The 15,500-nt window shown below is 35.0% G+C and carries 16 protein-coding genes; all 16 read left to right on the top strand.

Annotation, left to right across the window (positions count from 1 at the left end; all coding sequences use genetic code 11):
* Nucleotides 1-45: 45 nt before the first annotated feature.
* The 16 genes from pyrF to JDW14_00180 all read left to right on the top strand — a co-directional run bounded on the left by pyrF (nucleotide 46) and on the right by JDW14_00180 (nucleotide 15,308).
* Nucleotides 46-792, top strand: coding sequence for an orotidine-5'-phosphate decarboxylase (pyrF, locus tag JDW14_00105; protein ID QQD65569.1), 747 nt, complete (start codon nucleotides 46-48; stop codon nucleotides 790-792).
* Complete coding sequence (locus JDW14_00110) at nucleotides 777-1,406, top strand: orotate phosphoribosyltransferase (GenBank protein ID QQD65570.1); 630 nt, start codon at nucleotides 777-779, stop codon at nucleotides 1,404-1,406. Before pyrF ends, JDW14_00110 begins: the two co-directional genes overlap by 16 nt.
* Nucleotides 1,407-1,567: 161 nt before the next feature.
* A complete protein-coding gene (gene purR, locus JDW14_00115; protein QQD65571.1) occupies nucleotides 1,568-2,413 on the top strand; it encodes a pur operon repressor in 846 nt (281 codons plus the stop codon).
* Nucleotides 2,414-2,485: 72 nt separating this feature from the next.
* Nucleotides 2,486-3,856 (top strand): bifunctional UDP-N-acetylglucosamine diphosphorylase/glucosamine-1-phosphate N-acetyltransferase GlmU, encoded by a 1,371-nt coding sequence (glmU, locus tag JDW14_00120; protein ID QQD65572.1) that lies wholly within the window; start codon nucleotides 2,486-2,488, stop codon nucleotides 3,854-3,856.
* Between the two features lie 27 nt (nucleotides 3,857-3,883).
* Complete coding sequence (locus JDW14_00125) at nucleotides 3,884-4,891, top strand: ribose-phosphate diphosphokinase (protein QQD65573.1); 1,008 nt, start codon at nucleotides 3,884-3,886, stop codon at nucleotides 4,889-4,891.
* 119 nt (nucleotides 4,892-5,010) lie between these two features.
* Complete coding sequence (locus JDW14_00130) at nucleotides 5,011-6,483, top strand: nicotinate phosphoribosyltransferase (GenBank protein ID QQD65574.1); 1,473 nt, start codon at nucleotides 5,011-5,013, stop codon at nucleotides 6,481-6,483.
* A gap of 22 nt (nucleotides 6,484-6,505) precedes the next feature.
* The gene (nadE, locus tag JDW14_00135; protein ID QQD65575.1) at nucleotides 6,506-7,336 is read left to right on the top strand and encodes an ammonia-dependent NAD(+) synthetase; all 831 of its coding nucleotides are present in this window, start codon (nucleotides 6,506-6,508) and stop codon (nucleotides 7,334-7,336) included.
* A 109-nt stretch (nucleotides 7,337-7,445) separates the two neighbouring features.
* Nucleotides 7,446-8,480 (top strand): undecaprenyl/decaprenyl-phosphate alpha-N-acetylglucosaminyl 1-phosphate transferase, encoded by a 1,035-nt coding sequence (locus tag JDW14_00140; GenBank protein ID QQD65576.1) that lies wholly within the window; start codon nucleotides 7,446-7,448, stop codon nucleotides 8,478-8,480.
* Nucleotides 8,481-8,506: 26 nt separating this feature from the next.
* The gene (locus tag JDW14_00145) at nucleotides 8,507-9,394 is read left to right on the top strand and encodes a DegV family protein (GenBank protein ID QQD65577.1); all 888 of its coding nucleotides are present in this window, start codon (nucleotides 8,507-8,509) and stop codon (nucleotides 9,392-9,394) included.
* Nucleotides 9,391-10,035 carry a YigZ family protein gene (locus JDW14_00150; protein QQD65578.1) on the top strand — a complete coding sequence of 215 codons (645 nt, stop codon included), beginning with the start codon at nucleotides 9,391-9,393 and terminating at the stop codon, nucleotides 10,033-10,035. Before JDW14_00145 ends, JDW14_00150 begins: the two co-directional genes overlap by 4 nt.
* A 27-nt stretch (nucleotides 10,036-10,062) precedes the next feature.
* The gene (locus JDW14_00155) at nucleotides 10,063-10,941 is read left to right on the top strand and encodes a DegV family protein (protein ID QQD65579.1); all 879 of its coding nucleotides are present in this window, start codon (nucleotides 10,063-10,065) and stop codon (nucleotides 10,939-10,941) included.
* 60 nt (nucleotides 10,942-11,001) lie between these two features.
* Nucleotides 11,002-12,075 carry an LLM class flavin-dependent oxidoreductase gene (locus JDW14_00160; protein ID QQD65580.1) on the top strand — a complete coding sequence of 358 codons (1,074 nt, stop codon included), beginning with the start codon at nucleotides 11,002-11,004 and terminating at the stop codon, nucleotides 12,073-12,075.
* A gap of 69 nt (nucleotides 12,076-12,144) precedes the next feature.
* A complete protein-coding gene (locus tag JDW14_00165) occupies nucleotides 12,145-13,530 on the top strand; it encodes a DEAD/DEAH box helicase family protein (GenBank protein ID QQD65581.1) in 1,386 nt (461 codons plus the stop codon).
* Nucleotides 13,493-14,197 (top strand): ComF family protein, encoded by a 705-nt coding sequence (locus tag JDW14_00170; protein QQD65582.1) that lies wholly within the window; start codon nucleotides 13,493-13,495, stop codon nucleotides 14,195-14,197. Before JDW14_00165 ends, JDW14_00170 begins: the two co-directional genes overlap by 38 nt.
* Nucleotides 14,198-14,376: 179 nt before the next feature.
* Nucleotides 14,377-14,934 (top strand): ribosome-associated translation inhibitor RaiA, encoded by a 558-nt coding sequence (gene raiA / locus JDW14_00175; GenBank protein QQD65583.1) that lies wholly within the window; start codon nucleotides 14,377-14,379, stop codon nucleotides 14,932-14,934.
* A gap of 128 nt (nucleotides 14,935-15,062) precedes the next feature.
* Nucleotides 15,063-15,308 carry a hypothetical protein gene (locus JDW14_00180; protein QQD65584.1) on the top strand — a complete coding sequence of 82 codons (246 nt, stop codon included), beginning with the start codon at nucleotides 15,063-15,065 and terminating at the stop codon, nucleotides 15,306-15,308.
* Nucleotides 15,309-15,500: the final 192 nt, after the last annotated feature.

Consider the following 15,500-nt stretch of genomic DNA (forward strand, 5'->3'; position numbering starts at 1 on the left):
GCTTTTTGAGTACCAGAAAGTTTTTTTTGTAGGGAGGATGTTAAAATGTTAGCGAATAGTCCGATTATTGCCTTAGACTTTCCGAATCAAGAAGCGTGTTTAGCGTTTTTAAGTCAGTTTGATAATCAAGCGTTGAATATTAAAGTGGGCATGGAACTCTACTATCAAGAGGGCAATGCTCTTATCGAACAGTTATTATCAAAAGGGCATAAAATCTTCTTGGATTTAAAATTACATGATATTCCCAATACAGTGGAATCAGCGATGAGAATACTTGCAAGTAAAGGTATCTCAATGGTTACGATTCATGCAAGTGGTGGGAGTGAAATGATTCGTGCAGCTAAGCGTGGATTGGAGTCTGGGACAATTCAAGGACAACCCAAACCTAAATTATTAGCAGTAACACAATTGACGTCCCTATCTCAAGAACAATTGCAAGATGAATTGTTAATTTCAGTTCCTTTAAAGGTAAGTGTACTCCATTATGCTCAAGTAGCAATTGAGTCTGGGGCTGACGGTATTGTTTGTTCGCCCTTAGAAGCTGAGTTATTAAGAAAGCAGATAGATGATTCTATCGTGATAGTAACGCCGGGGATTCGTAATACGTCTTATGTCATGGGAAGTGATGACCAAACACGTGTCACGACGCCTTACCAAGCTGCTTTAAATGGCAGTGATTATATTGTAGTCGGACGTCCGATTACCCAAGCTAGTAATCCAGTTGCCGTATATGATGCGATGAAAGAAGAATTTAATAAAGGACGGGAAGAATTAAAATGGAACAAACAATAGCAGCACATTTATTAGCGATTGGAGCCGTTAACTTGAATCCTAAAGAACCTTATATTTGGACGAGTGGGTTAAGAGCACCTATTTATTGTGATAATCGTTTAATTATGAGCTATCCTGATATTCGGCTTGAAATTGCACAAGCAATGGTTAAATTAATTAAGCAACACTTTCCTGATGTAGAAGTAATTGCTGGAACAGCAACAGCTGGGATTCCACATGCAGCTTTTGTGGCTCATTTGATGAATTTACCGATGATTTATGTTCGTTCGAGTGCTAAGGCTCATGGAACGAAAAGTGCGATTGAAGGTAAACTTGAGCAAAATAGTAAAGTGGTCATGATTGAAGATTTAATTAGTACGGGAAAAAGTGTAATACAAGCGGCAGAATTTGTGAAAGCTGAAGGAGCAGAAGTACTCGGTTGTGTGGCTGTTTTTAATTATTTACTAGCATCAGGGCAACAAGCATTTGCAAAGCATCAACTTCCTTTATATACGCTATCCAATTATCGTGCTTTAATTGATGTCGCAACCGAACAAGCATCTTTAAGTGAGTATAAAGCAACATTGGAAGAATGGTATCAAAATCCTGTTGCTTGGTCAGAACAATTTAAATAAAATAGAACTCCAATCAAGGTGAATCGTTCGTATTGATTGGGGGTATTTGTGATTCATCAAGTGAAAATATATAAATTTCACGAACTTTCCACTAGATTATATGTAATATCATTAGTACTTTTGATATACTAGATATAAAACAAGCTGTAGGAGGTCAAAGGATGGAGCAACAATCTAAAAAAACGAAACGAAATCAGCGAATTGTTTACATTAGTCAATACTTTATTTCTCACCCCAATCAATTAATCAGTTTATCCTATTTTTCAGATTATTTTGCTTGTGCAAAATCTTCAATTAGTGAAGATATTGATTTTATTCGTGAAGTATTTCAACAAAATCAACTTGGAACACTTCAAACGATTTCTGGTGTACAAGGTGGCATGATTTATTTACCAACTTTACCGGAACAAGAAGAAAGAATGTTAATGGAACAAATTCAAGCAGAATTATCTTCTGGTAAACGTATTTTACCAGGAAACTATGTTTATTTAGCTGATATGTTACAAAAACCGCAATTATTAGATGCGATTGCGAAATTAATTGCCTCTAAATATCAATCGTTAAATCTTGATGCAGTGGTGACAATCGAAACCAAAGGAATTGGCTTATGTGTTGAAGTGGCACGTTACTTAAATATTCCACATGTTGTTGTGAGAAGAAGTTCATCTGATATGGATGGTTCTACGATTTCGGTTAACTACGTTTCAGGGTCGCATCAACGTGTTTCAAAAATGGAATTATCAAAAGCAAGTTTACAACCAGGTAGTCGTGTTTTAATTATTGATGATTTTCTTCGCAATGGTGGAACGATGTTAGGTTTAATGTCGTTGATTGAAGAATTTGATTGTAAAACAGTGGCTAAATGCGTATTTGTTGAGAGCACTTATAAAGACCCTCAACCATTGCCGAGCTATGATTCTTTATTGAAAGTGGAAATCGTCTATAATAAAGAGACGTCACATTTTGAATTACAGAGCGAATTAGGTAATTTTTTTGATAAAAAATAGAAATTTTGCCAATCGTAATGCCATTTTCATGGTATAATAAATTGAACAGACTTATTTATAAGGAGTGTTGAGATGGATAATCGAATAGCAGTTATTTTAGCTGCTGGTAAAGGAACTAGGATGAAGTCTAGTTTGTATAAGGTACTACATCCAGTTTGTGGTTTATCGATGGTCGAGCATGTTGTTAGAGCAGTAAAAGAGAGTAATGTTAATCAAATAGTTACTATTGTAGGACATGGTGCTGAACAAGTAAAATCTGTGTTGGGTGAACAATCCGATTACGCATTGCAAGAAGAGCAATTGGGGACGGGTCATGCAGTTTTACAAGCAGAAACAATTATTGGACATCAAAAAGGGCAAACATTAGTGATTTGTGGAGATACCCCATTGTTGTCTGGTGATACGTTAAATCAATTATTTACCTACCACGAATCAACTAATTCTCATGTAACCGTCTTAACGGCTATGGCAGATGATTCGACAGGTTATGGACGAATTGTGCGTTCATCTCAAGGACAGGTAGAACGAATTGTTGAGCAAAAAGATGCAACGGAAGAAGAGAAACAAATCAAAGAAATCAATACAGGAACGTATGTTTTTGATAATGAAATGTTATTCCGTATGTTGTCACGTGTTACGAATGATAATGCTCAAGGAGAATATTATTTACCTGATGTGATTGAATTGATAAAAGCAGAGGGTGGCAATGTTTCAGCTTTTATTATGGAAGATATGGACGAAGCATTAGGTGTTAATGATCGTATAGCGTTAGCTCAAGCAACTCAATTGATGATGCAGCGTATTAATGAAAAACATATGCGTCAAGGTGTTACGATTATTAATCCATTGAATACAGTGATTGAAGCTGATGTTGTGATTGGTGAAGATACTGTTATTGAACCAGGTGTTTATTTAAAAGGTAGTACTGTCATTGGTAGCAATTGCTTGATTGGTGCTAATTCTGAAATTGTGGATAGTAAAATTGAACAGGACGTTCAAATTACGCAATCGGTTATCGAACAATCAACAGTACAATCAGGTGTTACGATTGGCCCATTTGCTCATTTAAGACCAAATAGTCATCTTGGAAAAAATGTTCATATCGGAAATTTTGTGGAAGTGAAAAATAGTACGATTGGCGATGATACGAAAGCTGGGCATTTAACTTATATTGGCGATGCAGATTTAGGCAAAGATATTAATGTTGGGTGCGGTACTATTTTTGTTAATTATGATGGAAAAACGAAACACCGCTCGATGATTGGAGACAATTCATTTATTGGATGTAATGCCAATATTGTTTCACCAGTGCAAGTGGGTGAACGAGCATTTATTGCAGCAGGTACAACTGTGACAAAAGATGTTCCAGTAGAAGCATTGGCAATTTCGCGAGTTGAACAACGTAATATTGCAAATTATTGGGATAAATTGCAAAAAAAATAAAAGTAGTCATCAAAATTTAAAAACAAAATGGAGGTAAATTCCGTGGTAAAGGCACATTATAAAGATCCAAAGCTAAAAATTTTCTCATTGAGTTCCAATCGTCCGTTGGCAGAGAAGATAGCAAAAGAACTCGGTTTAGAATTAGGAGAAATTTCAATTTCACATTTTTCAGACGGTGAAATTAAAGTGAATATTGAAGAAAGTATTCGTGGTGACCATGTTTACGTTGTTCAATCAACATCTTATCCAGTAAGTGATAATTTAATGGAGTTAATGATTATGATTGACGCTTTACGCCGAGCAAGTGCCAAAACAATCAATGTGGTGATGCCGTACTATGGTTATGCAAGACAAGATCGTAAAGCACAATCTCGTGAGCCAATTACAGCAAAATTAGTTGCGAATATGTTAACAATGGCTGGTGCATCTCGTATCGTTGCATTGGATTTACATGCTGCTCAAATTCAAGGTTTCTTTGATATTCCAGTTGATCATTTAATGGGAGCACCATTATTAGCGAATTACTTTATTGAAAATCATTTGGATGGAGATGAGTGCGTGGTTGTATCTCCTGACCATGGTGGTGTGACACGTGCACGTAAATTAGCAGAATTTTTAAAAACACCAATCGCAATTGTTGATAAACGTCGTCCACGTCCAAATGTGGCAGAAATCATGAACATTGTTGGTGAAATTAAAGATAAAAAATGTATTATTATCGACGATATGATTGATACTGCTGGTACGATTACATTGGCTGCTAAAGCATTGAAAGAAAAAGGAGCACGTGAAGTTTATATTTGCTGTACGCATGCGATTCTTTCTGGTGAAGCAGTACAACGTTTGAAAGATGCACCGATTGAAAAAGTGATTATTACCGATTCAATTCCATTATCAGAAGATAAAATGATTGATAAGATTGAAGTGATTTCGGTTGCCCAATTAGTCGGTGAAGCAATTCGTCGAATTCATGAAAATCGTTCAGTAAGTCCATTATTTAGTGAAAAATTCATTATGTTAGATCATTTTGAATAAAAGAATATTATTCATTCCCTATTTCTATTGAATAGGGGATGATTTTTTGTTATTTTCACTCTTTTCATGGTAAAATACTTGTTAAACGAATTAAAAGTTTAAAGGAGAGTTTATAAAAGATGTTTATCCACCCAGATGATAGCTTAACGCTACATACTGATTTATACCAAATTAATATGTTAAAAACGTATTGGGATGACGGGATTGTTAATCGTCATGCTGTATTTGAAGCATATTTTAGAAAAAATCCATTTAACAATGGGTATGCTGTTTTCGCTGGTTTAGAAAGAATTGTTCATTATTTACAAGAGTTACATTTTAGTGAATCTGATATTAATTATTTACGTTCATTAGATATGTATCCTGAAGCCTTTCTAAATTATTTAAGTGAATTTAAATTCGAGTGTAGTGTGCGTAGCTTGGTCGAAGGGGAATTATGTTTTGCGAATGAGCCATTGATTCAAGTGGAAGGTCCATTAGGACAATGCCAATTAGTAGAAACAGCGATTTTAAATATTTTGAATTATCAGACATTAGTAGCTACAAAAGCGTCACGTATTCGTAGTGTTATTGGTGAAAATGATAAATTGTCAGAATTTGGTACAAGACGTGCTCAAGAAATGGAAGCAGCGATTTGGGGAACACGTGCAGCTTATATTGGTGGTTTTGATACAACGAGTAATGTTCGTGCTAGTAAATTATTTGGTATTCCTGTTTCGGGTACTCATGCTCATTCATTGGTTCAAGCGTATCGTGATGAATATACGGCATTTAAAAAATATGCTGAATCACATAAAGATGTGGTCTTTTTAGTCGATACTTATGATACTTTACGCTCTGGGGTTCCAACAGCGATTCGTGTGGCAAAAGAAATGGGCGATAAAATTAATTTTAGAGGAGTGCGTATCGACTCAGGCGACATGGCTTATCAGTCAAAACGTATTCGTGAACAATTAGATGAAGCTGGTTTCCCAAATGCTCGTATTATTGCTTCAAATGATTTAGATGAGAAATTTATTTTAAACTTGAGAATGCAAGGGGCAAAAATTGATGATTGGGGTGTCGGAACTAAATTAATTACGGCTTTCGACCAACCGTCATTAGGGGCAGTTTATAAATTGGTCAGTATTGAAGATGAAGACGGCACAATGGTGCCAACGATGAAAATTTCAAGTAATGCTGAGAAAATGTCAACTCCAGGTGTGAAACAAGTGTGGCGTATTACAAGAAATCGTGACGGAAAATCTGAAGGTGATTATATTGCGTTAATTGAAGAGCGTCCAGACCAGTTAGAAGAATTATATATGTTTCATCCAGTTCATACTTATATTAATAAAACGGTTAAAGATTTTACTGCAAAGCCTTTATTAGTAGACGTGTTTAAAGAAGGAACATTAGTCTATGAGTTACCTACATTAGAAGAAATCAAGCAGTATGCGAAGGAAACAATTAATGCATTGTGGGATGAGTATAAACGTATTTTAAATCCTGAACAATATCCAGTTGATTTATCGCAAAAATTATATGATGAAAAAATGGAAAGTATTAAAGAAATTCGGCAAAAGGTTGAAAAATCGGTCACTGAAAATTAATGAAAAAAATGAGGACTAAAGCATGAGGGCATTACAAAAAGAGATTATTGAAACATTGCGTGTAGTAGAAACGATTAATCCAGAAGAAGAAATTCGTAAAACGATTAATTTTTTAAAAGAATATTTGACAACGAATAAAGGGCTTAAAACTTATGTGCTCGGTATTAGTGGTGGTCAAGATTCTACTTTAGCAGGAAAGCTAGCACAATTAGCCGTACAAGAATTACGAGCTGAAACCAATGATGAGCAATATCAATTTATCGCTGTTCGTTTACCTTATGGTGTTCAAAATGATGAAGTAGATGCGTTAGCTGCTTTAGCGTTTATCGAGCCAGATAAAACTTATACTATCAATATCAAACCGGCAACTGATGCTTTGGTAGCTAATTTAGAAGAAAATGGATTAGCAATCAGTGATTATAATAAAGGGAATATTAAAGCTCGCCAACGAATGGTGGCTCAATATGCGATTGCTGGGCAAACAGCTGGAGCTGTCATTGGAACGGATCATGCGGCTGAATCAGTAACTGGGTTCTTTACAAAATTTGGTGACGGAGCTGCTGATATTTTGCCATTATGGCGTTTAAATAAAACGCAAGGACGTGAATTGTTGAAAGCCTTACAGGCACCAGAAGCATTATATTTGAAAGTGCCGACAGCTGATTTAGAAGAAGAAAAACCGATGATTTCAGATGAAACAGCTTTAGGTGTTTCTTATGAGGCGATTGATGCGTATTTAACGGGTCAGACAGTAACGGAGAAAGATGCTCAAATTATCGAACAGTGGTATTTGAAAACTCAACATAAACGCCATTTACCGATTACGATTTATGATGATTTTTGGAAAAAATAGGAATAGTACAGTAGGCGCAAAGATTGTTAGCCAAACATAGTGAGATTGTTTTGGCTTGAACCACTAAAGGAAGTTAAGTCAAGCCGAACGAAACAAGGGAGTGATAACATTGTTTCAAAAGTTAATAGTACCCTTTATGCAAGTAACACTTCTATCATTTATTTTAACTACGCTGGTTCGTCATATTGCACGTCATTTTCAATTGTTTGATAAGGATCCCCATGATATTCAAAAAGGCAATCAAACAGCCGTAAGTTATGGTGGTGTAGCGATTTATCTATCATTTTGGATAGGCTCTATTTTAACGATGCCCTATTTATTAACGAATCCGAATCAATTATGGTTGTTATTAGCATCAACGATTGTTTTGGTTGTTGGAATCATTGATGATGCGATTGAATTGAGACCTTGGCAAAAGACAATTGGTATTTTAGTAGCTGCTAATGTGTTATATTTTCAAGCTGGCATTGAATTTTCATCTGCTTTATTACCAAATTTAGATCCAAGTATATTTCAAATATTAAGTTATATAGCGACAATGCTTTGGATTTTTGGTGTGACGAATGCCATTAATTTAATTGACGGTGTAGATGGATTAGCCAGTTCAGTAACAGTAGTTAGCTTATTGACTTTGACGATTACTACTTATTTTTTTAGTTTATCGATTCGAATGAGTTTTTTGATGATGTTATTATTATTGATTGCGTCAATTATGGGGTTTTTACCTTTTAATTGGGCACCAGCTTCTATATATTTAGGTGATACAGGAGCTTTATTTATTGGATTTATGTATGCTGCTCTATCAGTATCAAATTTAAAAAGTGCGAGTTTATACTCGTTATTAGTTCCTGTATTAATCTATTTATTGCCAATATTTGACGCTAGTTATGCGATGTTAAGACGTATTTTAACGAGAAAGGCAATTGGACAAGCAGATCAAGAACATCTACATCATCGATTATTACGTTTTGGATTTTCTAAAAAACAAGTGGTCTATGCTATGATTAGTTTTACTTTTATTTTTTCAATACTTGCGATTGCATCTTATATATGGACGGAATTACGATTTTTTTGGTTATTGATTGCATTGCTCGTTGTGATTGGTCTAATGCGACTAATGTACCATTTATCTAAAAAACGATAATGCAAATTTGAGAGAGGGGAATTAGGTTGAAAACAGCTTTTATTGTTGATAGCACTGCAGGGATTAATGAGCAATTAAAAGCTCACCCAGATGTTTATGAAGTGATATTAACGGTTCAGTTTGCTGACGGTGAAATATTTAAAGATACAACAGACGAAGAGAGTGTCATTGCTTTTTATGAAAAGTTACAGCAAGAAAGTACATTACCTAAAACGGCACAACCGTCTCCAGGTGAGTATTACCAACTAATAGAACATTTAGTGGAACAAGGTTACGATAGTGTGATTGCGATTCATTTGTCGAACAAATTGAGTGGAACTTATCAAACGGCTAATATGATTTTACAAGAATATCAAGGGAAATTGACAACTGCTTGCATTGATTCAAAAGGAACTTCAGTTGTAATTGAAAATATGTTAGAACAAGCACTTCATTTTTATGAAGCAGCTGAACTTTCATTTGATGAAATTGTGCGTCAACTTGAATGGTTGGCAAGAGAATCACATATTTATATGATGATTGAAGATTTGAATAATTTAGTAAAAGGTGGACGTTTATCGGCTGCGAATGCTTTTTTAGGTGGTTTACTGCAAATAAAACCTTTATTAGAATTTACTGAAACAGGTGAAGTTGCCTTATTTGAGAAGATTCGTACTGAAAAACGTGTCTATCGCCGTTGGGCTGATTTAATTCAAGCAGCATTAGAAAAATATCCTAAAGGGATTCATGTACGTTTTGGACATAGCAATGCTTTAGAGGCAGCTAAAACTGCTCAAAAGATGATGCAAGAACTATTTCCGCAGGTGATTTCATTCAGTATTGGTTATTTAACACCGGTTGTTGGAGTACATGGTGGTAGTGGCGTTCAAGGAATGGCGATTATACCGATAGCAGATGGGATTGAAAAAGAATGAGTCAAAATTATAGGAGTATTGCCGAAAAATTTATAGATGAAATTGAAATCAAAAAATCTCGTTTTATTACCTATTTAATGCCAATTGAGAGTGAAGAACAAGCCCAACTATATATTGCACAAATAAAAAAAGAACACTATAAAGCGAATCATCATTGTAGTGCGTATATTTTGAATGAAGATGCGTCGATTCAACGTATGAGTGATGACGGCGAGCCGTCGGGAACAGCCGGTGTTCCGATGTTAGAAGTTTTGAAAAAGCAAGAATTGACTAATATTTTAGCAGTGGTTGTACGTTATTTTGGTGGTACAAAATTAGGTGCAGGTGGCTTAGTCAGAGCGTATAGTGGTGCTGTCAGTGAAGCATTAGTAAAAGCAGAGTTGATTCAAAATATTACACAAAGTATAATTGAGCTAACACTGAATTATGCTCAAGTGGATACTTTTCAATATCATCTATCAAAACAAGAGATTGAGGCAACGGTGCTGGATACACAATATACAGATAAAGTCAGTTATCAGTTGGCAATTGATTTATTAAAAGTTGAATCAGTCAATCATTACTTGATTTCTATCTTTAATGGTCAATTTGATTGGCAGGAGATTGGAGAACAACGAGTAAATATTCCGATTAATCGTTAATACGATAAGGAATAGAGGAGGAATTTAATGAAAACAGCAATAATTGTAGACAGTGTAGGATATTTATCTGCTGAACTACTTTCACATCCTGATATTTATACGGTTAATTTAATGGTTAATTTTAATGACGGTACTGTAATGAATGATTCAGGCGTAGAAGAAGAAATCGTAGCTTTTTATGATCGCTTAGAACAGGAAAGTCAATTACCTACCACTTCACAACCAAATGTAGGAAGTTATTATAATTTATTAGATAAAATAGTTGAAAAAGGCTATGATACAGTGTTTTGTATTCATTTATCTGCTGCAATTAGTGGGACATTTCAATCTGCTGTAATGGTGACGAATGAGTATCGTGACAAATTAACGATTCATTGTATTGATTCCAAAGGTGCAGCTGTTGGAATGCAAGGTTTAGTGAATGCAGCTGTAACTTTAATTAATCGTGGCGAAACAGCTGATGTGATTGCTGAAAAATTGACATGGTTAGCTGATAATATTCGTATTTATTTTATGGTTGAAGATTTATCGAACTTAGTAAAAGGTGGACGCTTGAGTGCAACGAGTGCATTTTTAGGTAGCATGCTGCAAATACGTCCAATTTTATATTTTGATGAGCAAGGAAAGATTGTATTATTCGAGAAAATTCGGACTAATAAAAAAGTATATAAACGTTGGTTTGAATTGGTTGCTCAGGCTAAAGAACAATATGTTAAAGGAGTTAATGTGGCTTTTGCACAGGCTGATGCTTTTAGTGAAGTGCAAGAAATTGCACAAGCATTAAAAGATGAAGATTCAGAGATTGAGATAACTATTTGTCCTTTAGGTCCTGTTGTAGGTGCACATACTGGACGTAAAGCAAAAGGACTAGCTATTATACCGCATATTGATAATTTTCCAGCCTAGTAATTGACATTTCTGTCATAATAAGGAAGATGAAAGTACATGATTTGATTGAAATATGATATGCACCATAGGATAGCAGAATATCAAGGAGGAAAAGGTGTGACAACAGGTTTACAACTCGGTTTATATACATTAGGTGATCATATAGCAGATCCAATTACTAAAAAACAATATTCTGCTGCTGAACGTATCCATAATTTAATTGAAATGGCTATACTGGCAGAGCAAGCAGGTTTTGATATTTTTCAAGTGGGAGAATCACATCAGCCAATGTTCGTTAGTCAAGGACATTTGGTGCTACTTGGAGCAATTGCTCAGGCAACATCAAAGATTCGTTTGTCTTCTAGTGCTACGATTATTGGAGTAGCAGACCCTGTCAGAGTTTATGAAGATGCTGCCACGATTGATTTAATTTCGAATGGACGTATGGAATTAATGTGTGGACGTTCAGCACGAACAGGTGTTTATACAACATTGGGTTATGATTTAAATGATTATGAAGCATTATTTGAAGAGAAATTTCAATTATTAAAGCTGATTAATCAACGTGAATTTATTACATGGTCAGGCGAATATCGTGCACCGTTGCATAATGTACAAATTTTACCACGAGCAATTCAGTCGGACGGTCTTCCAATTTGGCGTGCAATAGGTGGTAGTTTAGAATCAGCTGAAAAAGCAGGGCGTAGTGGCGATGCGATTTGTGTTATGGATTATAGCTGGAATTTAGAACGATACCGTTCACTCATTCAACATTATCGTGAAAATGCAGCTAGTGAAGGGCATTCTGTGGAGCAATTACAGGTGGCAGTTGCAGGATATTTATTTGCACATGAATCGACGCAACAAGCGATTGATTATTATTATCCTTATGTTAATGAGGGTTCTATTCAAGCGAATAATCAAGTGATTGATAAAAATGATTTTCAACAAGCGAATCAATTGTCGAGCATGATTAATGTTGGTAGTCCGTCATTTATTGTAGAAAAACTGCTAAAGCAGTATGAAGAATTGGGACACAATCGTTTCATTGGGCAAATTGATTTCGGTGGGGTACCGTTTGAAGATGTTAAACGTACATTAACACTGTTAGGAGAACACGTTGTACCACAAATTAAAAAGTATACGAAATAGTGATAAGAGTAGAGATTGTTCAAGCAATTTCTACTCTTTTTGTGTATTTAGAATATGAGGTGAGAGTGGTTGGATATACGAGTATTAGCAGGTCGACAAATGACGCAAAATGAATTGGAACAGTTAATAGGTCCATTTTCAGAATGGAATCATCATCAGATAGAAATTGTCGATGCCGTTACTAAGACAAAGGGTTCAATCCGATGTCAACGATGTAATAATGAGAAACATTTTGAAACAATCAACCAAGCGATTCAATATTGTACACATTGTATTCAACTAGGGCGCCTAAGTACGCAAGATAAGTTATACCGTTTTCCGAGTGAGTTATTGGATTCAAATGAAAAAGATGCATCTTCGTATTTGCAGTGGCAAGGGACTTTATCCAATGAGCAACAACGAGTGTCATCACTATTAGTCGAACATGTAGCTGACTATAAAAAAGATGATATTGTGGTTGCCGTCACTGGTGCAGGTAAGACTGAGATGATTTTTGAAGTAATCAATCATGTATTGACTAAACAAGGTAGAGTAGCAGTAGTTTCACCACGTATTGATGTATGTTTAGAATTGGCACCACGTTTGCAGCAAGCGTTCAGTGGTGTCGATATGATAACTTTGCATGGCAAGACCCATGAATCGTATCGTTATACGTCATTAGTAGTCTCTACCATTCATCAATTATGGAAATTTTATCATGCTTTCGATTTGATTATTGTTGATGAGGTAGATGCTTTTCCATTGGCGAATGATGACGGCTTACATTTTGCTGTTCAGCAGGCATTGAAGCCGAAAGGAAAGAAAATCTATTTAACAGCCACACCAGACCGATTTTTACAAAATAAAATTAAAGCGAAACAAGCAGAAGTAGCACTTTTGCCAGCACGATTTCATGGTTATCCATTGCCTGAACCGAAATTTTGCTGGATAGGAGATTGGAAGCAACAAATTCAGCAGCGTAAAAAAGGAAAGTTATGGCTATTGCTGTTAGATTTTTTACATGGTGAAGGTATTAAATTAATTTTTATGCCGTCAATAGCAATAGCAGACGTACTTTATCAGTGGGTACAAGAAGAAGTGACTAATATAAAACTTGCTGTGGTACATTCTCAAGATTCAGAACGTATTGAAAAGGTGCAACAATTACGTAATGGGGTATTAGATGCATTGATTACGACAACTATTTTGGAAAGAGGGGTTACATTTAAAAATTGCCAAGTATTGATTGTAGGTGCAGAAGATGTAAAATATTCGGAGGCAGCCTTGATACAAATGAGTGGGAGAGTGGGAAGGAATCCACAATTTCCAACAGGACGATTAATCTATGCTCATTTTGGCGTGAGTAAAAAAATGGTAATGGCTAAACGTAGTATTCATACGATGAATAAAGAGGCGAGAAAAAGGGGATTGTTGCTGAATGAATCAAAAATGTTTAAGATGCCAACTAGTATTTGAGCAAACGATAAAATGGAATGATTTATGGAGCTTGAAACGAATTTTTCCAGAGGTTGTATGCGAGAAATGTCAGAGTCAATTTGAACGGTGTGATGTTAGTCAACAAATTATTTGTCGGTATTGTCAACACCCGATTGAGCAAGGGGATAGTTGTTTGGATTGTCAACATTGGCTAAAGCTATATGATGACAATTATTTACAACAAGAATCGATATATTATTATAATGCAGCCTTTCAAGAGTGGATTATCGACTATAAATATCATGGAGATACAAGACAGGCAGCCGTCATGTTGGCTATTTTAAACGACTATTATCACAAATATAAAGATTATCAGTGGATTATTTTACCAAGTTCGCCGAAAAGCTTACAGCAACGAGGGTTTATTCCGGCAGAATATTTATTGCAGCAAGCCAAAATACCTTATACTTTGTTATTGAATTATAAGGGGGACGGAAAAAAACAAGCCAAGAAAAATAAACAAGAACGTTTGGCTTTGGAACAACCTTTTGAACTGAATTTAAAGGCGAAATTGTCCAAGAACATATTAATTTTTGATGATGTTTATACGACTGGTACGACTTTAATGCGAGCTAAACAATTATTATTTCAACATGGGGTCAATCACTGTATGAGTTTGACATTAGCGAGAGATTTATTAGTTTAGACATAATGAAAAAAGATGAAAAATTTACAAAAATAAAATGTTTCCGTTTTCAAAAACAAAAAAATGTGTTATAATATAGTCAAAGCATAAGAGATGCTTTTTATAAATAGTATCTTTAATTACACTTTAAGTAGTGTGAATATACTATAAATAGAATATAAAGGAAATGAGGGATTTGTATGTTTACATATAATGTACGCGGAGAAAACATAGAGGTAACGAAAGCGATTCGTGATTATGCGGAGAAAAAAGTTGCTAAGTTAGAACGTTTCTTCGATGATGTGCCCGAAGCAACCGCTTATGTTAATTTAAAAGTTTATCCAGATAAAACGGCTAAAGCAGAAGTAACGATTCCATTATCATTCTTAGTATTACGTGCAGAAGAAACTACTTCTGATTTATATGCTAGTATCGATTTAGTCGTTGATAAATTAGAACGTCAAGTTCGAAAATATAAAACAAAAATTCATCATAAATCTAGAGAACGTGGATTTGAAGGTTTTGACGCATCATTTACAGTAGAAGAAACACCTGTTGAAGCGAAAGAATCTGAATTAGAGATTGTTCGTTCTAAACGAGTAAGTTTGAAGCCAATGGATAGTGAAGAAGCTGTATTACAAATGAATATGTTAGGTCATGATTTCTTCATCTATACTGATGCAGAAACTGATGAAATTAATATCGTATATCGTCGACGTGACGGACGCTATGGTTTAATTGAAACAGGGTCTTTATAAAATAAACAGAGTGAGCACAGACAATGTTCTGTGCTTTTTTAATGTATCGATAGAAGCTAGAGTAAACTAGATGCGTGACGAGCATGAATATTATATAATATTAAAGAATAGTGGGAGGAGGAAGTGCTATGAATCAAATAGGACGCTCAATACTAATCTTTTTAATTGGATTAGTGGTGGGAGGAATTTTGCTGAAATGGATACAGATGCTCTACTTTGTGGGCTGTATTCTATTTTTTATTATTTTAATGGGAAATAATCGTGTAGCTTTACAGAATATGGGGAAAAATCAGCCTAATCAAAATTCAGGGCAGCAATTATTATGGGGACTGCTAGGATACATTATAGCAGGCATTATGTTTATTTTTATATAAGGGAAACCTATTGAATAATCAATCAGAAAATATTGTTGAGGAATAGATTTCACGATTAATAGGAATGAATGAGTGAGAAACAATGCACTAGGGTACAAATAATTAGCCAAGTTCCGAATTATTCGTGAAAAAACAATGTTCAATAGTAAAAAATAATGTTACAATATTAGGGTGAGTATACATTTTTAATAA

The sequence above is a fragment of the Aerococcaceae bacterium zg-252 genome (genome assembly GCA_016237705.1).
Lineage (GTDB): Bacteria > Bacillota > Bacilli > Lactobacillales > Aerococcaceae > Globicatella > Globicatella yangjingiae.

Bases quoted from the DNA above. Each gene is read 5' to 3' on its own strand.
- purR (QQD65571.1), top strand. From the start codon at position 1,568: ATGGAGCAACAATCTAAAAAAACGAAACGAAATCAGCGAATTGTTTAC.
- pyrF (QQD65569.1), top strand. From the start codon at position 46: ATGTTAGCGAATAGTCCGATTATTGCCTTAGACTTTCCGAATCAAGAA.
- JDW14_00150 (QQD65578.1), top strand. From the start codon at position 9,391: ATGAGTCAAAATTATAGGAGTATTGCCGAAAAATTTATAGATGAAATT.
- nadE (QQD65575.1), top strand. From the start codon at position 6,506: ATGAGGGCATTACAAAAAGAGATTATTGAAACATTGCGTGTAGTAGAA.
- JDW14_00180 (QQD65584.1), top strand. From the start codon at position 15,063: ATGAATCAAATAGGACGCTCAATACTAATCTTTTTAATTGGATTAGTG.
- JDW14_00170 (QQD65582.1), top strand. From the start codon at position 13,493: ATGAATCAAAAATGTTTAAGATGCCAACTAGTATTTGAGCAAACGATA.
- JDW14_00110 (QQD65570.1), top strand. From the start codon at position 777: ATGGAACAAACAATAGCAGCACATTTATTAGCGATTGGAGCCGTTAAC.
- JDW14_00155 (QQD65579.1), top strand. From the start codon at position 10,063: ATGAAAACAGCAATAATTGTAGACAGTGTAGGATATTTATCTGCTGAA.
- JDW14_00125 (QQD65573.1), top strand. From the start codon at position 3,884: ATGGAGGTAAATTCCGTGGTAAAGGCACATTATAAAGATCCAAAGCTA.
- JDW14_00160 (QQD65580.1), top strand. From the start codon at position 11,002: ATGCACCATAGGATAGCAGAATATCAAGGAGGAAAAGGTGTGACAACA.
- raiA (QQD65583.1), top strand. From the start codon at position 14,377: ATGTTTACATATAATGTACGCGGAGAAAACATAGAGGTAACGAAAGCG.
- JDW14_00130 (QQD65574.1), top strand. From the start codon at position 5,011: ATGTTTATCCACCCAGATGATAGCTTAACGCTACATACTGATTTATAC.
- glmU (QQD65572.1), top strand. From the start codon at position 2,486: ATGGATAATCGAATAGCAGTTATTTTAGCTGCTGGTAAAGGAACTAGG.